Source organism: Arcicella sp. LKC2W (genome assembly GCF_034931005.1).
Taxonomy (GTDB): domain Bacteria; phylum Bacteroidota; class Bacteroidia; order Cytophagales; family Spirosomataceae; genus Arcicella.
In genome coordinates this window covers 353192-377252 of the sequence record NZ_JAYGIN010000001.1, presented here as the reverse complement: position 1 = coordinate 377252, position 24061 = coordinate 353192, and the positions used below count along the sequence as shown (strand labels likewise).

General features: G+C 36.0%; 11 protein-coding genes. All 11 read left to right on the top strand.

The window, feature by feature from the left end:
• Positions 1-30: 30 nt before the first annotated feature.
• The 11 genes from VB796_RS01375 (at position 31) to VB796_RS01325 (ending at position 23990) form a co-directional block, all read left to right on the top strand.
• Entirely contained in the window at positions 31-1050 is a 1020-nt protein-coding gene (locus VB796_RS01375) for a LacI family DNA-binding transcriptional regulator (protein WP_323344712.1), read from the top strand.
• A 328-nt stretch (positions 1051-1378) separates the two neighbouring features.
• Positions 1379-4411 carry a TonB-dependent receptor gene (locus VB796_RS01370; RefSeq protein WP_323344711.1) on the top strand — a complete coding sequence of 1011 codons (3033 nt, stop codon included), beginning with the start codon at positions 1379-1381 and terminating at the stop codon, positions 4409-4411.
• Positions 4412-4422: 11 nt separating this feature from the next.
• On the top strand, positions 4423-6039 hold the full coding sequence (locus tag VB796_RS01365) for a RagB/SusD family nutrient uptake outer membrane protein (protein WP_323344710.1): 1617 nt from the start codon (positions 4423-4425) through the stop codon (positions 6037-6039).
• A 748-nt stretch (positions 6040-6787) separates the two neighbouring features.
• Positions 6788-9889: a TonB-dependent receptor gene (locus VB796_RS01360; protein WP_323344709.1), complete on the top strand. Its 3102-nt coding sequence runs from the start codon at positions 6788-6790 to the stop codon at positions 9887-9889.
• Positions 9890-9907: 18 nt separating this feature from the next.
• Positions 9908-11470: a RagB/SusD family nutrient uptake outer membrane protein gene (locus VB796_RS01355; protein WP_323344708.1), complete on the top strand. Its 1563-nt coding sequence runs from the start codon at positions 9908-9910 to the stop codon at positions 11468-11470.
• 59 nt (positions 11471-11529) lie between these two features.
• A complete protein-coding gene (locus tag VB796_RS01350; RefSeq protein ID WP_323344707.1) occupies positions 11530-13002 on the top strand; it encodes an arabinan endo-1,5-alpha-L-arabinosidase in 1473 nt (490 codons plus the stop codon).
• 195 nt (positions 13003-13197) lie between these two features.
• Entirely contained in the window at positions 13198-16563 is a 3366-nt protein-coding gene (locus VB796_RS01345; protein ID WP_323344706.1) for a VCBS repeat-containing protein, read from the top strand.
• Positions 16564-16688: 125 nt separating this feature from the next.
• Positions 16689-17633: a glycoside hydrolase family 43 protein gene (locus tag VB796_RS01340; RefSeq protein ID WP_323344705.1), complete on the top strand. Its 945-nt coding sequence runs from the start codon at positions 16689-16691 to the stop codon at positions 17631-17633.
• Positions 17634-17880: 247 nt separating this feature from the next.
• Positions 17881-20121 (top strand): glycoside hydrolase family 127 protein, encoded by a 2241-nt coding sequence (locus VB796_RS01335; protein ID WP_323344790.1) that lies wholly within the window; start codon positions 17881-17883, stop codon positions 20119-20121.
• Between the two features lie 37 nt (positions 20122-20158).
• Entirely contained in the window at positions 20159-21670 is a 1512-nt protein-coding gene (locus VB796_RS01330) for an alpha-N-arabinofuranosidase (protein ID WP_416233508.1), read from the top strand.
• Between the two features lie 316 nt (positions 21671-21986).
• Complete coding sequence (locus tag VB796_RS01325) at positions 21987-23990, top strand: alpha-L-arabinofuranosidase C-terminal domain-containing protein (protein ID WP_323344704.1); 2004 nt, start codon at positions 21987-21989, stop codon at positions 23988-23990.
• Positions 23991-24061: the final 71 nt, after the last annotated feature.

Sequence of the window (24061 nt, the reverse complement as noted above, 5' to 3'; positions counted from 1 at the left end):
TCAATTTTACTCGAAAGTTTTTTTAATATTATGCCCAACATTACTATAAAAGATATTGCCCGTAAGTTTAAATGCTCGCCTTCAACGGTTTCAAGAGCTTTGAATAATTATGAGCATACCAATATTGAAACCCGTAATACTATCCAAGAATATGCTCAAAAAATGGGCTATCAACGGAATTCTGTGTCGTTGAGTTTACTTCAAAAAAATACCAAAACACTTGGTATTGTCTTGCCAAATATTTCCCAATTTCATGAGAGTGCCATGGTTGAAGGTCTTCAATCTGTGTTGCAACCTTTGGGATATTTATTGAATATTTGTGTAACCAACGAAAGCTATTTGCTTGAAAAAGAATACGTTGAACGATTAATGTCAAATAGAGTTGACGGTATTTTTATCTCTATTGCTCAAGAAACATACAGTGAAGTGCGTTACGAACACCTGCAAACGGTGATGAATAGAAATGTTCCTCTTATATTTATTGACCGCCAAAATGGAGATAAAAAAACGCATTGTGTTTCAACTGATGATTATTTGGGTGCCTACATGGCTACTGAACATTTGATACATGGCGGATACAAACGAATTGCTCATTTACGTGGTCCATTGGGTGTCAACTTGGCCGAACAAAGATTTAATGGCTATCGTGATTGTCTCTTTAAACATCACTATCCTATTGAAGACAACTTAGTTTCATTCGTGAATTTTAATATTGCCAGTGCTATTGAACCTACCAAAGCATTGTTGGATTTGCCCAATCCGCCAGACGCAATATTTGGGGTTAATGACCAAGTGTGTTTTGGGGCTTTTCAAGTTATCAGAGAAAAAGGCTTAAAAGTGCCAGAAGAAATAGCGGTTATTGGTTTTGATAACACCCCAATTTCAGCTTATTTTTATCCATCACTCAGTACCATTGCTCGAAAAAGTAAACCAATTGGAGAAGAGGCAGCTAAGCTTTTTCTTAATCAAATCAACCACCCAACTACTGCCAATCATATCGTTCTTCCTCCAGAATTAATAGTACGTAATTCTTCTTCGCTGGCAAATTAGTAAATATTTTTTGGAAATTTTCAGTGCAAACAATTTCAAACGTTTGCATAAGGAAATATTCAAAAATTGCCATTTATTATTTCTAAAATACAGTAATTCTAAAAAATCGACTTCTTTGATATTTAGTTTCTCTGATGAAACTGAGTACAATTGAAGATGGTGTAGAACGGTTGTGGGTGTTGGTTATGAGATATATTTTAGGCTTTCATAAAGTTTGTGTTAAACATTATTAAAGGCATAAAAATATGTCATAAAAAACGCCACTTTTCTACATACGGACATTCCTCAGTTAGAGAAATTATCACTCTCTTTCACAAAACCCAATACAATGAAATCAAAACATTACGACTATTCTCATCGGAATCTAATCTGGGGGATATTTGTCTTGCTCATCAGCATTACAAATGTTTTTGCCCAAACAAAGACCATTTCTGGGAAGGTAACAACCGCCGATGGTCAGGAAGGAATTCCTGGTGTTTCAATTAGTATCCAAGGCTCAAAAGTGGGTACTACAACCGACGGTAACGGGAAATACTCATTATCAGTTTCGGGTTCAAATGCTGTCCTTGTATTCTCATCTGTTGGTTACATCACTGAACGCAAAAATGTTGGAAGTCAACAACAAATGGATGTTCAATTAGTGGCGGATACTAAACAATTAGGAGAAGTTGTGGTAGTGGGTTATGGTACGCAATCTCGTAAAAATTTGACGAGTGCCATTTCAACTATCAAACCTGAAGATTTAAACAGAGGGGCAATTACCGATGTAGGGCAATTACTACAAGGTCGTGTGCCAGGTTTGAACATTTCTGCCAATGGTGACCCAAATGCTACGGCGGCAGTAGTGCTTCGTGGGGCTTCAACTATCAACAGTTCGCAAGGACCACTTTATGTAATTGATGGAATTCCAGGAGCTGATATTTCAACGATTGCTCCTGACGACATCGCTTCGATTGACGTATTGAAAGATGCCTCAGCAACTGCTATTTACGGAAACCGTGCTGCCAATGGTGTTATTATGGTAACCACCAAAAGAGGCAAAAAAGGCGAAATGAAAGTAAATTATCATGGTTATGTGGGTATCGAAAACGTATCAAGCCGTTTGAATATGATGGATGCTACTCAATTGAGAAGCTTTTTGACTACAAATGGTTTATCATTCTCGCCATCAGATGATAAAAATATGAATACCGATTGGCAAGCTGCCGTTCAGAAAGGAACTGCTACTTCTCAAAATCATAACTTGTCTTTCAGTGGAGGTACAGAACGCAGTACATACAGTGCGAGTTTGAACTATACCGACAAACAGGGTATTCTTCTTGGTAGTGATTTGAATCGTGTTATCGCCCGTGTTGCTTTTGAACAATCAGCCTTAAATGATAAAGTGAGATTTGGATTACAAGTAACCAACTCAAACAGTAATGCAAATAACACGCCTCTAAGAAACAACGTATTAGAGCAAATGATTAATCACTTACCTGTTTCTCCAGTTAGAAACGAAGATGGTACTTTCTTTGAAAACCTTACCAATACAGGCTACTTTAACCCTGTTGCGATGATAGCAAACGGACAAGATAATACTAAGACGAATGTTTTGACAGGTGCTTTCACAACGCACGTTAATTTACCATTTGGCTTGACTTATGACTTGAACCTTTCTTATCAAAATTACACAACACTTCATGGTGAAGCTTATGGTAGTTATTATACAAGATACAATAGTGCTAACTTTTACAACAATCCAGAACCTCCACAAGTACATTCATTACAGAACTTTGGTACAAACGGTTCTGCTTTGAGAAATTCTTACCAAAACACCAATAAGTTATTAGAAACATTCTTGGGTTGGAACAAAGAATTTGGAGAGCATTCGGTAAATATGGTGGTTGGTTATTCTTGGCAAGGAAGAATTATTGGTGATGGTTTCCAGTCTTCAAGTACCAATTTCCCTGTGGATAACATCGGATTCAACAACTTTGCTTTGAGTAATCCGTATGCAATTTCTTCGTATCGTGTAAATTTTGGAGCTGACGGAATCTATCAAGAAACTCGCTTAATTTCAGATTTTGCTCGTTTGAATTACAACTACAATAATAAATATTTGATTCAAGGCTCAATCAGACGAGATGGTAGTTCTGTATTTGGAGCCAATAATCAATGGGGTTATTTCCCGTCTGTGGGTTTTGCTTGGAGAGTTAATCAAGAGAAATTCATGGAAAAACAAACGGTTTTTAGTGATTTGAAATTAAGAGCAAGTTATGGTGTAACAGGTAACTCTTCTGGATTTAATGCTTATACAGCTCAATTTATGTCAGGAAGTTTAGGGACCTATTATTATAATGGAGTTCAAACAGCGGCTTATGGCCCAACTCAAGCAGCTAACCCAGATTTGCAATGGGAAAAAACAGCTACTTCAAACATTGGTATTGATTTTAGCATCTTGAAAGGGAAAGTAAGCGGTACGCTTGAAGTCTATGACAAACAAACGACGGGCATGATTTATTCGTACCGTGTTAACCCGATTTTGGTACCAGTTGGTAGTATTATTTCTAACGGTGGAAGCATGAGAAATAAAGGTATTGAATTTAGTTTAAATGCAACGCCAGTAAATAATAGTAAGTTTTTATGGACGACAAGCATCAACTTTGCCAGCAATAGTAACCAAATTGAAAGCCTTTCAAATCCACTTTTTGCAGGAGGTGACTCCATCCGTTTGACACAACCAGAAGGCGGAGGACAAACAGGTAGCACTTTACAAATCTTGAAAGCAGGAAGACCTTTAGGACAATTCTTTACGTTGGAATATGCAGGAAAAAATGACAAAGGAGTTTCTCAATACGTCAATGCCAAAGGTGAATTGACAACTACGCCAGCTATCGGTTCAGACTATAAGTATATGGGAAGTCCACAACCGAAAGTATTAATCGGTTGGACAAACACATTACGTTATGGCAATTTTGACTTTAATGTTTTCATTAGAGGCGTTTTTGGAAATAAAATTTTCAATGCTACCCGTGCCGATTTATTCAGACCAAGTACCGCACAATATACCAACATCTTAGTTGAAGCGGCGAGTGAAACCAAAGCTGACATTAACTCTTATAAATACTCATCACGTTTTATTGAAGACGGAAGTTATATCAGATTAGACAATGCTACTTTGGGGTATAATTTCAAGAAAACAGGGCAATATATCAAAAACTTAAGAGTGTATATGTCTGTCAATAACGCATTTACTATCACAAGTTACACAGGTATTGACCCAGAGGTAAATCAAGGAGGAATTGCTCCAGGGGTAGATTCTAATAACTTTTATCCAAAAACTCGCACCGTATTATTTGGTGTAAACCTGTCATTCTAATTTTTGTAAATATGAAAAAGATAACAACATATATAAGTCTCTTGGCATCAGTTTACTTCATGTCGTCATGCCATGACGTAGTTGTGCCAATAACAACAGAATTAACACCAGATATTTTCCCTCAAAATACTAATCAATTTATTCAAGCGTCAGGTCCTCCGTATGCAGCTTTGAGAGGAAATTATGCCTTAGATTATTGGTTCATGCAGTCGGAAACTACCGATGAATCTATTATGCCCGCTCGTGGTGGAAACTGGTATGATAACCAAAATTATCGCCATTTACATTATCATTCATGGTCAAAAGACCACGGTTGGACAAATGGTACGTGGTCGTGGTTATCAACCGTAATTGGTACAACAAATCAGGCTTTATCTATTTTGGAGCAAACAATTCCAGCAACTGTAAACACCAAAGCCACCAATCTTGCTGAATTGAAAATGGTTCGTGCCATTGCCTATTTTATGATGATGGATTTGTACGGAAATGTGCCAATTTATACAGATTATGGAGATTTTACTCCAAAACCAAATACACCACGTGCCAAAGTGTTTGATTTTATCGAAGGCGAAATTAAAGCAGCATTGCCCAATTTGAGTACCGATGTAAGTGTGGCTACTTATGGTCGTGCTACAAAGTACACAGCCTATGCACTGTTAGCAAAAATGTATTTGAATGCAGAGATTTATACAGGTACAGCTCGTTTAAAAGATTGTATTGAAGCTTGTGATAATGTAACTGCTTCAGGAAAATATGCTCTTGAAACTCGTGCCAATTACTTGCAAATGTTTTATCCAAACAATGGGCCACAAATGAAGGAATTTATTTTTGCTATTCCTTATGACCCAGCCGCAGCCGCAATGCCTGGAACAAACAGTAATATGTATCATGCCCGTTATGATGTAGCACGTTCACAAACGAAAAGATTTAGTCTTCCCTTTACGCCTTCAGCTCCAAGAAGTACCTTGCCCGAATTCTATGCACATTTTAACGATGCAAATGATATTAGAAATAAGCAATGGTTGACAGGCTTACAATTTTTAGCTGACGGAGTAACACCGCTAACTGTAACCACAACCAAAAAGGGCTATGACCAATTTTATACAGGTTCAGATGGAAGTGCCGCTTATACTTATCAGGTTAATCTTACTCCTAAAGTTGAACTGAGACAAGATGCTGTAACTTTTGATGCTGGGAACGATGAAATTGCTTGGAATATGGGGTATCGTAATATCAAGTTTTTTCCAGATGCAACCTCTACTACCAGAAACCAAAATAATGACGTTCCATTCTTGAGATATTCTGATATAGTTTTGATGAAGGCAGAAGCTATCCTGCGAGGAGGTACTGCGACGAATGGTGAAACTGCTCTTTCGTTGTATAATCAATTGAGAGCAAACCGTACAACCTCACCAGCGGTATCATCAGTGACCTTAAACGATATTTATTCAGAAAGATGTCGTGAGTTTGCTTGGGAGTCTTGGCACAGAAATGACATGATTCGTTTTGGAAAATATGAAGAAAAATGGGGCTTCAAAACAAACGCAGACCCAACTCGTAGAATCTTCCCAATACCAACTTCAGCTATGGTTTTAAACCCAGCATTAACACAAAATCCAGGATATTAATCTTTTGATTTAATTCCAAACACATTTTGTACGATTTTGTCATCTTGAATACAGCAATGTTTTGAGATAGTAGCAATTAAGAGTTACAATTTTAGGTCATCTAAGATGATAATTATTACAATTGTCCAGCTAATAGTTCTTTTAAAGACATTATTAGCTGGACTTTTTTGTTAAAAAAAAAACAATACGACAAAACTTCAACATTAAGTCAAATGGTTTTATTTATCAATTTTGTGTAATTTTTTAGTAGAATATAAAAAGTTTTTGCTTTCTCACCATTAAAGAGTTAGGATACATAAAACCTTTTTTATTGTATCTCCATATTTTCCGATTTATGCAACTCCAAAGTACATACTTGTGATTTACTGTATTTTGCTAACACTATGAATTATAGGATATTTACAAATTTTTAAATAAATGAATTTAATTTTATTCCGAAATATTTGTATTATTATATGAAAATGTATTACTTTTGAAATTATAAATCCAAAACAAATTTTTTTGCCATTAAATGTGTTGATGTGACACATTTTTTAAAACCTCAATAATGTGTTAATGTGACACGTTTTTATTGAAAAAGCCGATTTTTAACTTTATTAATTATTGTGTCATGATAACACATATTGTAAAATTTTGCCTATGAACAAAAAATACTAAACAAAAACAATTACAAAGCTCACAGGGGAGGTTACTCCTTCAATACTCAAAAAATTATTACTCATTTTAAAATTTAAACGTGCTCATATTTATGAAAGCATTCTATCTAAAAGCAAAAGATTCGTTGAACAATGAAAAGTTCTTTCGTTTTTGCTCAATATTAACACTTTCGTTAATATTCATTTTTTCACCTTTGCTAAGTAGTTCACTACAAGCAAATGGGATTTCTCATTATAATTTCAAAGGGATTTCTGGTAAAGTAAGTGATGAAAATGGTTCGCCAGTTGTTGGTGTAAATGTTGGTATTAAAGGAACAAATGTTGGAACAACAACAGACAGTCAGGGTAATTATAAATTATCAATTCCTGATGACAGTAAAGAGGCAACTTTAGTATTTTCATTTGTTGGTTACACTTCAAAGGAAGTACAAGTACGTAATCAAAGTGTTGTAAATGTTATTTTGGCTGAAGACAACAAAGAACTAAGTGAAGTTGTTGTAGTTGGTTATGGTACACAAAGAGTAAAAGACTTGACTGGCTCAGTAGGGGTTGTAAAAGTAAAAGATGCTCAAAAAACAGCTACTCCCGACATTGCAAAATTATTACAAGGACAAGTTTCTGGTGTAACTGTTCAAGGAAATGGTGAACCTGGAGGAGGCGTTCAAATCAAAATTCGTGGTATTAGTAATTTTGGAAACAACAGCCCATTATTTGTAATTGATGGTGTGCCAGTTGATGGAGCAATGGACTTTAACCCAGGTGATATTGAGTCGATGCAAGTGTTGAAAGATGCTTCTTCGGCGGCAATTTATGGTGCTCGTGGTGCAAACGGTGTGGTAATTATCACAACAAAGCAAGGTAAGGAAGGTCAGATGAAAATTAATTATAATGGTTATGCAGGTGTTCAGAATATCGCAAGAAGATGGGATTTAATGGACAGAGCAGGTTACCAAAAAGTAGTTTCGGCGGCTGAATTAAATGCAGGATTAAGAATTGCTCCAGCTAATGACCCAACTAACCCTGCTTTTATCAGTGGTGTTAATACAAACTGGCAAAACGAAGCTATCAAAACGGGTTATATCACAGACCACAACATTAGTGTTTCGGGTGGTAGTAAAAATTTACGTAGCAGCGTTTCAGTAGGATATTATAACCAAACAAGTACCGTAACTGGCCCACAAGCTTACAAACGTTTTACTTTTAACGGAAACGTTACAGGTGAAAAAGGAAAATTCAAATTTGGTGCAAAAGTAGGATTTACAGATGCAGACAAAGTTGGGGCTGAAAATACACGTGAACACGCCGTTTTTGGTGGAGCTGTTACAAGTATGTTAACTGCTATTCCTACGATGCCAGTTTATGATGCTAATCGTTTAGGTGGTTTTGGTGGTAGCGATAACAATACTCAAAGAGCTATTACTTTGAACGTTGTAGGTATGAACTCATTATTGAAAGGTACTGACAACAGAAATCGTTTGTTGGCAAATGCTTGGGGAGAATATGAAATCGTGAAAAACTTGAAATATAAATTGAATTTAAGCCATGACCGTTTAGATTATGTTTATAAATATTTTGAACCAGAATACGATTTAGGTTTTTATTATTTAACACCAAATGCAGTGTACAATGAAAACCGTGGAGATGTTATTACCAACCTTATTGAAAATACATTGACTTATAATTTTGAAATTGGAAAACATAGAGTTGATGTTTTAGGTGGTTATACTTTCCAAAACTTTACGAATAATTCAATTCAAGGTTCGGTGAAAGGATTAGAAAAACCTTATATCCAATCATTGAGTGCTCCAATCAAAATTGATGGTGGTAGAAATGTAACAGGAGCTCAATATGAAGCTGCTTTAATGTCATATTTAGGACGTTTAAATTACAACTATGCAGACCGTTATTTATTAACGGTAAACTTCCGTCGTGATGGTTCTTCTAAATTCAGTCCATTAAATCGTTTTGGTAATTTTATGTCAATTGCTGGTGCTTGGAATGTTCATAATGATATTCAATTGCCTGCTGCTATTAACACCTTGAAATTAAGAGGAGGTTACGGTGAATTAGGAAATCAGTCTATCGGAGATTATTTATTTGATACATTCATTAACGGAAACGCAGGATATGTGTTTGGTGGAGTTTTGGCTCCAGGTGCAACACGTACTCAAGTGGTTGACCCAAGTATCAAATGGGAATCTAAGCGTACAACCAACGTAGCAGTTGATATGAGTTTATTAGAAAATAAAATTTCATTAACGGCTGAATATTTTAATAACACGGCTTATGACATTCTTGCTCCTGTGCCAATTCCTTATTCAGTAGGTGCTACCAACGGAACAATTACGACAAATGCCGCTTCAGTAAGAAACAGTGGTGTTGAATTAACGGCAACGTACCGTAAAAAATCAGGAGATTTCCAATATGAAGTTTCAGGAAATATTCATACGTTGAAAAATACTGTATTAGCTTTAGGTGGTACAAACAGCCCAATTTATGGAGCAGCAAGTATTACAGAAGTAGGTTCAGAAGTAGGTCAATTGTATGGTTATCAGACAGAAGGTATTTTCCAAAATGCTGATGACGTTAAAAACCATGCAGAGCAAATTAATGCAGCCCCTGGCGATATTAAATTCAAAGATGTGAACGGAGATGGTAAAATCACGGCTTTAGATAGAATTTATTTAGGTTCTTCAATTCCAAAAATTTCTTACGGGGTTAATTTTTCAGCAAGTTATAAGAACTTTGATTTCTCAATGTTTATGCAAGGACAAGCAGGAAATAAGGTATTCAACGGTGTTTATCGTGACTTAATGGGCTTGCAATACTCAAATGGAAGTGTGGACGCTTTAAATTATTGGACTCCTGCAAACACTTCAACGAATGTTCCAAGACCAATTATTGGTGACCCAAATGCTAACGGTAGAGATTCAGACAGATTTGTAGAAAGTGGTTCATATTTGAAACTACAAAACTTCCAATTTGGCTATAACGTACCATCAACAATTTTGAAAAAATTGAAAGGTATTGAATCAGCTCGTTTCTATGTTTCTGGACAAAATGTATTTTTCCTAACTGGATATAAAGGTTATGACCCAGACTTCTCAAGTGATGGATTATTCTCTCGTGGTTATGACTATGGCTCATATCCAAATCCAAGAACTTTCATGGCAGGTGTACAAGTAGGATTTTAATCAATTAAACTCAAGAAAATGAAAAAGAATACATTAAAAAATATCGCTTTCTGTGCAAGTTTACTGCTTATTGCTGGAGCTTGTGACAAAGAATTAGAACAAAATAATCCAAACGCTCAAACTTCTGCAACTTTTTGGCAGAGTCAAGATGATGCACTAAAAGGTGTTAACGCAGCCTACCTAACCTTAGCAGTTGATGGTGGATATATGCGTTCAACGAACCTTTTATTGGATAATCGTGGAGATGATTTGAAGAGTAATAGCCCTTGGGACCAAATGTATAACTCAGGAAAGTTTGCACTCAATGCAGGTAATGATGCTATATATGGTTGGGCGTATGGTGCATATTATGAAGGGGTATCTAAAGCTAATTTAGTATTGGATAATGTTCCTAATATTGCAATGGATGCAGAGTTGAAGAAAAGAGTATTGGGACAAGCTTATTTTTTACGTGGACTTTACTTTTTTCACTTGGTAAATATGTACGGAAACGTTTCTTTACCAGTTAATTCTGTAAAATCAAAAGCAGATTTTACCGTTCCTCAATCAACACCAGAACAAGGATGGAATCAAGTAATTGATGACTTGAAAAAAGCAGCAGAAATGTTGCCAGCCTCTTATGATGGCGTAACTGGTTCAGATAAAGGACAAACTGGTAGAGCAACTAAAGGTGCCGCTATGGGGTATTTAGGTAAAGCCCTTTTATTCAATAAGCGTTACCAAGAAGCTGCTGTACAATTTAAAGCAGTTATTGATTTGGGTACATATAAGTTAGTTTCAAATTATCGTGATAACTTCACAGAAGCTAATGAGAACAACAGCGAATCACTTTTTGAAGTACAATTTTCTCGTGATGCAGGTGGAAAAGATTTAAACTGGGGTGGCGAGCCTGCACCAGGTTGGGGTAGAGTAACGGGTAGAGCTATTACTTACGGAGCAAGAGGTTTAGGCTGGACAGACGTTCAACCAACTCGTTGGATTTTTGATGAATATCAGAAAGAAAAAACTGCCGATGGTAAAGTTGACCCACGTTTACCTGCAACCATGTTTTATAATGCTCCAGGAATCATGGTTTATGGCGTAGAATTTTCAAAAAGATACGGTGGAAACCCTCAAGATTTGAATGATTTATTCTGTAGAAAATATGCAAATGATGATACAAAGGCTGACGAATTTGACTGGCGTTCGGGTATTAATGAGCGTTTGATGCGTTATTCAGATGTTTTGTTAATGTATGCAGAATGTTTGAACGAATTAGGACAAACGTCTCAAGCAATTCCTTACGTTCAACAAGTAAGAGCAAGAGTTGGCTTAGCGGATATTACTAAAGTTAGACCAAACATGACACAAGCAGATTTCCGTGACCAATTATCACACGAAAGAGCATTGGAATTCTGTTTAGAAGGTCACCGTTTTGACGATGTAAACCGTTGGGGATGGTTGAAAGATGCCACAAAATTAGCGGAATTGAAAAAGCATGATCCTGAATTTGATACTTACAAAACAGGACGTGAATATTACCCAATTCCACAAAGAGAAATAGATAATAATGTAGGTGTTAAGCAAAATGCCTCATATTAACTTTTGGTTGAATTGACTTATTGAGGGAGGATTTTCCTCCCTCACATTTTATAAACGATATGAAAAATCATTGTTTTAAGCTGTTGATATTACTTGCTTTTTTTTCTTGTGATAAAAAAGAAGAAACCCCACAACCTGTTACGCCCACAACGCCTGTGGTTACTACGCCCACTTTTGACATAAATACCATTAAAGACAGTTATGACGAAATTGCTAATCCAACTAATTTTTTGCGTTGGGGTGTTTATAACGTTCATGACCCTTCCATCATCAAACATAACGATACTTATTATTGCTACAATACTGATGTAGCTTTTGGATTTGACATCAAACCAGGGATTCAAATTCGCTCTTCAAAAGACCTTGTTCAATGGTTTACTTACGGTTGGGTTTTTGACCAATTACCCAAAATGGGGGCTGATTTTATTCGTCAAAATGGCACAGTTCCTTTCAATTCATTATGGGCTCCGTATGTTATCAAACACAATAACGAATTTAGACTGTATTACTCATTATCATCATCAGACCCCCGCAGAAGTGTTATGGGTTTGGCTACTGCCACGCATCCTGAAGGCCCTTGGACAGAGAAAGGACTTGTAGTAGTATCTTTAAACGATAATTCACGCCAAACCAATGCTATTGACCCAACGGTCGTAACAACTCCAACAGGTGAACAATATTTTTATTACGGCTCTGGTTGGGACGGAATTTATATGCTACAACTTGACCCCGCCACTGGACTTGCCTTAAAAGCAGGAGATAAAGGGAAAAGAATTGCTAACAGAGGTTTCACCGACGGAAAATATAATGGAAACATAGAAGGGGCAGAGATAATTTATAACAAAGAACTTAAAAAATATTACTTGTTTATAGCCTACGATTGGTTGGCAACAAAATACAATGTTCGAGTTTGCAGAAGTGATTCGCCAACTGGACCTTTTTATGATTATAACGGAATTGATGCCAATAAAGACGTTGACCACGAACCAATGATTTTAGCTCCGTACCAATTTAATGGACACGTCGGTTGGCAAGGGGTTTCACATTGTTCTGTTTTTCAAAACCCTGAGAATGGACAGTATTTTATGGGGCATCAGGGCAGACCAGGCAATCAGGCAGCGTATATGATTCTGCACGTTCGGAAAATTTTGTGGACAGAAGACGGTTGGCCTGTGGTTTCACCCGAAAGATTTGCTTATGAAGAAACCAAAAATGTGGATGAAACTAAACTAATTGGCGATTGGGAACGAATCATTTTTGGTTACCGAGTTGTACCTGGATATGACAAAGAACAATCGTCTCCCGATTTTCAGAAATCAGTAGATTTGAAAATAAATGCCGATAAAACCCTCAATAACGACGCTTCAAGTACTTGGAGCTATAATGCACCTTGGTTGACATTAAAATGGAGCGACGGAACAACCGAAAAAGTAAACGTTCAAGCAGGACGAGATTGGGAAAACAAAAAAGACACTTTCGTTTTTACAGGATTAAACAATAAAGGAACTTCCGTTTGGGGAAAGAAAAAGTAACACAGGTTTTAACCTGTATATTTTTTGACAGGTCAAAAAAATGGGCATAGAACAAAAAATAGTACACAAATGACACAGAAAATAATAACACAGATTTTTACAAATTACAGAACAAAATCTGTGAAAATCTGTGCTTCGCAGAATCTGTGTCATCCGTGTTCTATTGTTTGTGAAATTTCAAAAATATTTACTTTTTTGTTACTTACTCTAATGTTTTCAAGTTGCCAAAAACAAACTAAAACGGCTTTGTTTTTTACCAATTTACCGTCTTCCGAAACCAATATTACCTTCAATAATCAAATTACGGAAAGCGATTCGGTCAATTTTTACACTAACGAATATATGTACATTGGTTCGGGTGTTGGCGTTGGCGATTTTAATAATGATGGCTTGCAAGATGTCTTTTTCGGAGCGAGTCAGGTGGGTTGTAAGTTATATTTGAATAAAGGAGCTTTTCATTTTGAAGACATCACCGAAAAGGCAGGAATTACAAAAAAACAGTGGATAACAGGCGTGAGCGTGATTGATATAAATCAGGACGGTTGGCAGGATATTTACCTCTGTGTTTCACATTTTAAAGATGTCAATCAACGCAAAAATCTACTTTTTGTAAATCAAGGCGGGCAAAATCCAACCTTCAAAGAACAAGCCGTAGAATATGGTTTAGCTGATACAGGTTTTTCAACGCAAGCTACTTTTTTAGATTATGATAAAGATGGTGATTTGGATATGTATTTGCTCAATCACAAACTTTTTGAGCCACAACCCAATCGTTTAATTCCTGTTGATTCTTCTGGAAATGCTCCTGCGGCGGATAAATTATACCGTAATGATTTCCCTCAAAAACACTTTACAGACGTTTCTAAACAAGCAGGAATTAAAGAAGATGGCTATGGATTGGGAGTTGTTATGGCAGATTTGAACCAAGATAATTATCCTGATATTTATGTGGCAAATGATTATTTGAGTAATGATTGCCTGTGGCTAAATGACAAAAAAGGACATTTTACAAACATTAGTGCCAAAGCTACCAAACACCAAAGTTTCAGTAGTATGGGCGTTGATGCGGCAGATATTAACAACGATTTACTACCCGATTTAGGTGTTTTAGACATGATGCCTAATACCAATGACCGCAAAAAAATGATGGTCTTGGGATTTACGCCCGAAAAATTTGAAATGCAAAGAAGTCTTGGTTATCAGCAACAATTTTCCAGAAATATGCTACAAGTAAATCAGGGAAATCGAGAAAATAATGAACCGCTTTTTTCAGAAATTGGACATTTGGCGGGTATTGCCGAAACCGATTGGAGTTGGAGTATTTTGATGGCAGATTTTGACAATGATGCTTGGAAAGATATTCATATTAGCAATGGACTTGCTAAGGATTTAACCAATAATGATTTCATTGCTTTTACCCAAGAAGAAAAACACAGCGAATACAGTTTTGGCGGAGGTGATTCTCAAAGTATAAGTCCTGACCAAATTAAAAATTGGCGTAAAAGATTAGACGAATTTGAACCTGTTAAAAAGACCAATTTCTTCTATCATAATAATCAGAGTTTGACTTTTGAAGACCAATCTAATTTGGTAGGAATTAACGAAAAATCTATTTCGCAAGGGGCAGTTTATGCCGATTTGGATAATGATGGAGATTTAGATGTAGTAGTCAATAATATGAATCAGGAGGCATTTGTGATGCGAAATGAATTACGTAAATCAACGGCTGATACGACTCATAACTTTTTAAGAATTGAGCTAAAAGGAAATCTTGGGAATTTAAATGGAATTGGGGCTAAGGTGTTGATTTACAGCAATAGTCAAGTGCAAAGTGCGGAACAGTCTCCTGTTCGTGGGTATGCTTCGACGGTAGATAATCGCTTACATTTTGGTTTAGGAAATAGTAAAAAAGTTGATTCTTTAAAAATAGTTTGGACGAGTGGCAAAGGGCAAGTTTTACGAAATTTAAAGGTAAATCAGTCTGTTATTTTGAATGAAAAAATGGCAAATATTTTGCCATCGCCATTGTCTGTGTCTCCACAGACGACATTCACATCGCCGTTGTCTGTGTCTCCACAGACGATAAATTTCAAACACCAAGAAACGCCATTTTTTGATTATTACGTTCGTCGATTACAACCACAAAAATATTCACAATTAGGACCTTGTATGGCAAAAGGTGATGTGAATGGTGATGGTTTAGAAGACTTTTTTGTAGGTGGAGCAGCCCGACAATCGGGAAAATTATTTGTACAAAAACAAGATGGCAGTTTTGAAGCAAAGGAATTAGAAACCTTTGGAAAAATGGAAGAAGATTTAGCATCTGAGTTTTTTGATGTTGATAATGATAAAGATTTAGACTTAATAATTACGGGTGGAAGTACCGAATATCCAAGAGGTTTTGTTTCAGTGCCAAAGTTATTTTTAAATGATGGAAAAGGAAATTTTAAAAGAAATCCAAATGCTTTTCCTCAAAATATAAACGTTTTTTCAAGTACAATTGCCATAAATGATTTTGATAAAGATGGTGATTTAGATGTATTTATTGGCGGTAGAATTGACAATGAAAATTTTCCAAAATCTCCTAAAAGTTATCTTTTTAAAAATGAACATGGAATTTTTAAAGACGTAACTGGTTCATTCAGTAGGGATTTTCAAGATTTAGGAATGATTACTGATGCTCTTTGGATAGATATTGATAACGATAAAATTGAAGATTTAGTCGTGGCAGGAGAATGGATGTCAATTCGTTTTTTCAAAAATACCAAAAATAAACTCATTGAAATTACCGATAAAACCACGTTGCAAAATAATACAGGAATGTGGCGTTCTTTGGCTTCGGCAGATTTGGACGGCGATGGAGATTTAGATTTGGTAGCAGGAAATTATGGGCAAAATAATAAATATCATGTCACGGCTGAAAGACCTTTTTATCTTTTTGCCAAAGACTTAGATAATAGTGGAACTAACGAATTAATGCCTGCTTATCACATTCGTAATGCAAATCAAGAATTTGAATTATTCCCAGATTTTGACCGTAATCAAATTGCTGAACAAACGCCAATTATCAAGAAGAAATATTTATATCATAAAGATTTCGCACAAGTCACGATGAATCAATTGGTAGATGATTTTGGGAAGGATAATTTATTGAAATTAACCTGTGAAAACACCAAAAGTGTTTGGTTGGAAAACATAGGAAATGGGCAATTCAAAAGCCATGATTTACCAATTGAAGCCCAATTTGCACCCGTAAATTGTATTCTAATTTCAGATTTTGACAACGATAATAAACCTGACATTTTATTAGCAGGAAATGAATATCAAACTGAATATTCAACAGGTAGAACGGATGCTTCTTTGGGTTTATTCCTAAAAGGAAATGGCAAGGGAGATTTTAAAAGTATTCCTGCCTACAAAAGCGGGTTTTTAGTAGAAGGAGATGTAAAATCAATATTATTGGTTGATAACCAAGTAGTTGTAGGAGTAAATAATGAGACTGTTAAAGTGTTTAATACAAGATTTAAGGATTTGAATAGTGTTGTGACATCTAAAAAATGAGATATTTCTTTGATTTATACGGAATATAACGCTGGCTGAGTTTTGAACCCAGCCAGCGTTAGTCCAACCATAATTTTACTTATAAATCATAGAAGAACAAAAATTGTTACCCAAATAAATTTCTAATGAAAAAAATATTATTCCTTTTATTAATTGCCAGCCAAGCAATGGCTCAATTAGTTGAATTGCCGAATGGTAATCCAATTGTTAAAGACAAATTCACTGCTGACCCTGCTGCATTGGTTTATAAAGACAAAATGTACATTTATGCAGGACATGACGAAGCACCCAATCGTGAGCAACGTTATGTAATGAATGAGTGGTTGGTATTTTCAACTTCTGACATGAAAACGTGGACAGAACACGCTGTACCCTTGAAAGCAACAGATTTTGCTTGGGCAAAAGGCGATGCTTGGGCTTCGCAAGTGGTGGAGAGAAATGGAAAATTTTATTGGTATGTGGCGGTTGAGCATGGAACTATCAAAGGTAAAGCAATTGGCGTTGCCGTAGCAGATAATCCGCTTGGACCTTTCAAAGATGCCAAAGGTTCGGCAATTATTACGAATGATATGACCAAAGGAGCAACCATTTCTTGGGATGATATTGACCCAACCGTTTTTATTGATGATGATGGACAAGCCTACCTTTTTTGGGGAAATACTGCTTGTTACTATGCTAAGTTAAAACCAAATATGATTGAATTAGATGGTGAAATCAAGCAAGTAAAAGTGCCTACCAAATTTACGGAAGCTCCTTGGGTTCATAAACGCAAAGGGACATATTATTTAAGTTATTCAATTGATTTTCCTGAAAAAACCATCTATGCAACCAGTAAGAGCATTCATGGCCCTTGGAAATTTGAAAGTTTAATTTGTGAAAACGCTGGAAATTGCAATACAAATCACCATGCAATTGTGGATTTTAAAGCCAAATCATATTTCGTTTATCATAACGGAGCATTATCGCCCGATGCCGCAAGTTTTCACCGTTCAGTTTGTGTGGATGAATTGAAATACGATAAAAATGGAAAGATTTTGCCTATTGTTATGACCTCGGCGGGATTGAAATAATTTCGATTCGTAATAATTTGTGTACTGAGATAAATTAGACCACAGATAACACTGATTAGACAGATTTTCACGGATAAACTGATAAAAATCAGCGTAAATCCGTTAAATCAGTGTCATCTGTGGTCTAATTTAGGTTTATTAAAGGGGCATAATTTATCCAACAAACCCAAAAACATTGAAAAAATCATTAAGATATAGCCTTCATTTTCTCTTCATTTGTACAAGTGCTTTCACTGCCTTTGCACAAATGCAATCATTTCCTTTGCAATCGGTTCAATTGACGGAAGGCGTTTTTAAAAATGCTCAAGACGTTGATTTGAAGTATATTTTAGCTTTAAATCCTGATAAATTATTAGCTCCGTATTTGATTGATGCAAGTTTACCCTTGAAAGCTGAAAGGTATGGAAACTGGGAAAGTTCGGGTTTGGATGGACACATTGGCGGGCATTATTTGTCAGCTTTGGCAATGATGTATGCTTCCACTAAAAATACCGAATTAAAGAGCCGTTTGGATTATATGGTTTCAGAATTGGCTCGTTGTCAAGCTAAAAATGGCAATGGTTATGTGGGAGGAATTCCACAAGGAAAAGTATTTTGGGAGCGTATTCATAAAGGCGATATTGATGGAAGTAGCTTCGGTTTAAATAATACTTGGGTGCCACTTTATAATATTCACAAACTATTTGCGGGCTTGCGAGATGCGTATCAATTTACCAATAATAAACAGGCTTTGCAGGTTTTAATTGGCTTGGGTGACTGGTTTACGGACTTGATAAAACCACTTTCTGAGGAGCAAATTCAAACGATGCTTCGGACAGAACACGGTGGAATGAATGAGGTTTTTGCAGATTTATACGAAATCACAAAGGACAAAAAGTATCTTCAAATTGCTGAAAAAATATCGCATAAAGCTATTCTAAATCCATTAATTCAGCATCAAGATAAACTCACAGGTTTGCACGCTAATACGCAAATTCCAAAGGTTATTGGTTTTGAAAAAGTAGCTCAGTTGAACGGAAATAAGGATTGGTCTGATGCCGCAGTTTATTTTTGGAATAATTTGACGCAAAAACGTAGCGTTGCTTTTGGTGGAAATAGTGTTCGAGAACATTTTAATCCAACCAATGATTTCTCTAAAATGTTGGAGTCAAATCAAGGGCCAGAAACCTGCAATTCTTACAATATGCTCCGTTTGAGTAAGGCTTTATTTTTCGATAAAAACGATTTGCAATATCTTGATTTTTATGAAAAAACACTTTACAACCATATTTTGTCAAGCCAACATCCAACAAAGGGTGGTTTTGTTTATTTTACGCCCATTCGTCCCAGTCATTATCGGGTTTATTCGCAGCCTGAAACCAGTATGTGGTGTTGTGTAGGTTCGGGTATAGAAAATCATACCAAATATGGCGAGTTGATTTATAGCCATAATCAGCAAGATTTATTTGTCAATTTGTTTATTCCTTCGGTGCTCAACTGGGCAGAACGAGACATAAAACTCACACAAAAAACGCAATTTCCGCATAGCAATCGTTCAGAGCTAATTGTCAGTTTAAAGCAAACTAAAAACTTCAACATTGGCATTCGTTTTCCAAAATGGGCGAATAATGTGAAAATTTGGGTAAATGGTAAAAATCAAGCATTTACGGCAAAATCATCTGAATACATTTTAATCAATAGAAAATGGAAAAATGGCGATAAAATTTTGGTAGAATTACCTATGCAAACGCATTTGGAATATTTGCCTGATAGTTCAAATTGGGCAGCTATTATGCACGGCCCAATTGTGTTAGCCGCCAAAACAGATACTGCCAATTTAGACGGGCTTTTTGCCGATGATAGCAGAATGGGACACGAAGCCAAAGGGAAATTATATTCATTAGAGTCTGCCGTAGCTTTGGTAGCAGACAATCGAGGATATTTAGAAAAGATAAAGCCCGTCAATCTTCAAGAACTTAAATTTTCATACTCAAATCTTACATTGATGCCATTTTTTGAATTACATGATGCCCGTTATCAAATGTATTTTCAAACGATGAATTCTGAGGAATTTAAGAAAAATACCGAGAATTTAAAAAACTATGAAAAGCAGATTTTAGCTTTGGAAGCAAACACAATTGATAAAATAAATTGCGGAGAACAACAACCCGAAGTTGACCATAATTACAAAGGCGAAAAAAGCGATTCAGGTTATGAAGAAGGACATTTTTGGAGAAATACAAAATCCTTTATTTCTTACCAATTGACCAATAAAAATCTTGAAGGAAGAAATATTGAAATCGCTGTCTTAGATAAATTCAAACAAGACAATCTCTCATTTTTAGTGAATGATAAACCATTAGAGATAGTATCAAACGACAATAAAATTATTAAATTGAAAATTCCAGAAACGGAAAATTCTACCCAAAATCTTGTACTAAAAATCAGTGCAAACAATGGTGTTTATTCACCTCGAATTCATCAAATTAGATTAACAATAAAACCTTAATTCATTGAAAAAGACATCTTTATCAATCGTTTTTTTTATGTTTTTGTCAGGAATGATTTCCGCACAAAACAAAATTACCTTAAACACCGATTTGGCTAAAACCAAAATCGACAAACACATTTACGGGCATTTCGCTGAACATTTGGGAAAATGTATTTACGGTGGAATGTATGTGGGTGAAAACAACACAAAAATACCGAATACAAACGGTGTTCGTAATGACGTAATTAAAGCCTTGAAAGATTTGAAAGTGCCTAATCTCCGTTGGCCTGGTGGTTGTTTTGCAGATACTTATCAATGGAAAGATGGTATTGGCCCTAAAGCAAAACGTCCGAGTATGATTAATGCTTGGTGGGGTGGTGTTACGGAAGATAACAGTTTCGGAACGCACGATTTCTTGGATTTATGCGAGCGTATCGGTGCTGAACCATATTTGGCAGGAAATGTAGGAAGTGGAACAGTGAAAGATTTGACTGATTGGGTAACGTATGTAAATCACCCAACGGGAAGTCCAATGTCTGAATTACGTAAACAAAATGGTCGTGAAAAACCTTGGAACGTAAAAATTTGGGGCGTTGGTAATGAAGCTTGGGGTTGTGGCGGAAATATGACGGCTGAACATTACTCAAATATTTATCGTCAATATGCAACCTTTATGGCTGATTGGAGCAATACAGGTGGTTTATACAGAATTGCTTCGGGAGCAAGTGACGGCGATTATGCTTGGACAGAAACTTTGATGAAAAATATTCCTCATAATATGCTTTCGGGCGTTGCTTTGCACCATTATTCAGTGTTAAGTTGGGGAGACAAAGGTCCTTCGGTAGATTTTACGGAAGCTCAATATTTCAAGACAATGGATGAAGCTTGGAAAATGGAAGAATTTGTAACTCGTCACTCAACGATTATGGATAAATATGACCCTGCTAAAAAAATTGCTTTGGTAGTTGACGAATGGGGCGGTTGGTACAATGTTGAAGCAGGAACAAATCCGGGGTTTTTATACCAACAAAATACCATGCGTGATGCCATGATTGCGGGTATTACTTTAAATATTTTCAACAATCACGCTGACCGTGTAAGAGTTGCCAACTTAGCTCAAATCGTAAATGTTTTACAGTCGGTTATTTTGACAAACGAAGAGAAAATGTTGCTTACGCCAACGTATCACGTCATGAAAATGTACAATGTTCACCAAGATGCAACGCTTGTTCCTATTTCAATTGAATCGGCTTCTTATGAATATCAAGGCAAAAAATTGACGGCAGTTTCTGCTTCGGCTTCCAAAGATGCAACGGGTAGCTTGAATATTTCACTGACAAATATTGATTATTCAAAACCACAAGAAGTGTCGATTAATTTGAGAGGAGAAGACTTCACTAAATTATCAGGAACAATTTTAGCCTCGACAAAAATCAATGATTTTAACTCTTTCGAGAATCCAAATAAAATTGCCATTCAAGATTTCAAAGGAGCTAAATTGGAAAAAGGAGTATTAAAATTAACACTTCCTGCTTATTCGGTAGTGGTTTTGAACTTGAAAAAGTAACACAGGTTTCCAACCTGATAAATATTGAGTAACACAGGTTTCCAACCTGATAAATATTGAGTAACACAGGTTTCCAACCTGATAAATATTGAGTAGCACAGGTTTCCAACCTGATAAATATTGAGTAGCACAGGTTTCCAACCTGATAAATATTGAGTAGCACAGGTTTCCAACCTGATAAATATTGAGTAACACAGGTTTCCAACCTGATAAATATTGAGTAGCACAGGTTTCCAACCTGATAAATATTGAGTAACACAGGTTTCCAACCTGATAAATATTAAAATGACAGGTGGAAACCTGTCCTACGTTTAAAATGAAAAAAATATATCTTATTGCTTTGTGTTTATTCGGAATAAACACTTTTGCCCAAAAGAAAATAGTTGTTGATGTTCCTAATAAAGTTTCAGAAATTCAGCCAACCATGTGGGGCGTATTTTTTGAAGATATTAATATGGGAGCAGATGGTGGTATTTATGCCGAATTAATCAAAAACCGTTCATTCGAGTTTGCGAAGCCTTTAATGGGTTGGAATATTGAATATCCTGCCGAAGCCAAAAAAGAAGTCCTTGTGAAGTTAAGACATGAAGGTGAAATTTTGGTACAGAATAGAATGGATAAAACCTCAGCCAATCCACGCTATCTTACGGTTACTGTGAATAATACCCAAAAAGGAGAACTTGGACTTTCAAACGAAGGCTTTAAGGGAATGGGTTTTAAAAGTGGATTACGTTATGATTTCTCGGTTTTAGCAAGAGTAATTACGGGTTCTGTAAAAATGCACGTCGAATTATTAAATGCCAAAAAAGAAATCATTGGAAGTACCCTCGTTACGCCAAATAGCAAAGAATGGTCTAAAATTGAATCAAGTTTTAATGCACTTGCTTCAGAACCAAAAGGTACATTCCGTATTTGGTTTGAAGGTACAGGCGTAGTTGATTTAGATATGATTTCATTGTTCCCTTCTGACACTTGGAAAGGGCGTAAAGGTGGAATGCGTGCTGATATGATTCAATTATTAGCCGATATGAAACCTGGTTTTGTTCGTTTCCCTGGAGGTTGTATTGTAGAAGGATTTGATTTGAATAACCGTTATCAATGGAAAAAAACATTAGGTCCAATCGAAGAACGTCAGTTAATTATGAACCGTTGGAATATTGAGTTTACGCACCGTCCAGCTCCAGATTATTTCCAGACTTTCGGTTTAGGATTCTTTGAATATTTCCAATTATGCGACGATATCGGTGCTGCTCCACTACCAATTTTAAATTGTGGAATGGCTTGTCAATTCAATTCTGCCGAAGTTGTACCATTAGACCAATTACAACCATATATTGATGATGCACTTGATTTGATTGAATTTGCAAATGGCGATGTTTCTACAAAATGGGGGAAAACTCGTGCAGATATGGGTCATCCTGCTCCATTTAATTTAACAATGATGGGAATTGGAAACGAAAACTGGGGCCCACAATATATAGAACGTTTGAAAATATTTACAAAGGCAATCAAAGCTAAATATCCAACGATGAAAATTGTCAATAGTTCAGGTATTGACCCAGAAAGCCGTATTTTTCAACATTTGAATACTGAATTACGTGCTATGAATGCTGACATCATCGACGAACATTATTACAATAAACCTGAATGGTTTTTGAAAAATGCAAGTCGTTATGATTCTTATGACCGTAATGGTTCAAAGGTTTTTGCAGGTGAATATGCAGCTCAAAGTGTTCAAACGGTAAGTCCAAATAATAAAAATACTTGGCAATGTGCTATGTCGGAGGCTGCTTTTATGACGGGTTTAGAACGTAACGCTGCCGTAGTAGAAATGGCTTCGTATGCTCCATTATTTGCTCATGCTGATGGCTGGCAATGGACTCCCGACTTAATTTGGGTGGACAATCTTCGTAGTTATGGAACGCCAAATTATTACGTTCAAAAACTATATAGTAATAATAAAGGAACACACGTATTGCCAATTACTGAAAGTGGTTCAACCATAGCAGGAAAAGATAGTTTATACGCTGCGGCAGCTTGGGACAAAAATGCCAATGAAGTAATTATCAAAGTTGTTAATGTATCTGGAAAAGCTCAAAATCATGAATTGTCGTTGGCGGGCGTTAAAAAACTTGACCCAAAAGCAAAGGCATTCGTGATGCAAAAAGATAATTTGGAAGAAGTAAATACTTTTGAAAATGCAACAAATGTTAGTCCAGCAGAACAGGACATTACTGTTGATGTAAAGAAGAAAATTATTAATTTAAGTTTACCCGCAAAATCTTTTATCGTTTATAGAGTTAAGGTTTTAGATAAGTAAAATATTGTCTTTGCTCTGAATTTAGGATTATTAGCTATTAAGATTTTACTGAAATTATCTTGATAATTGAT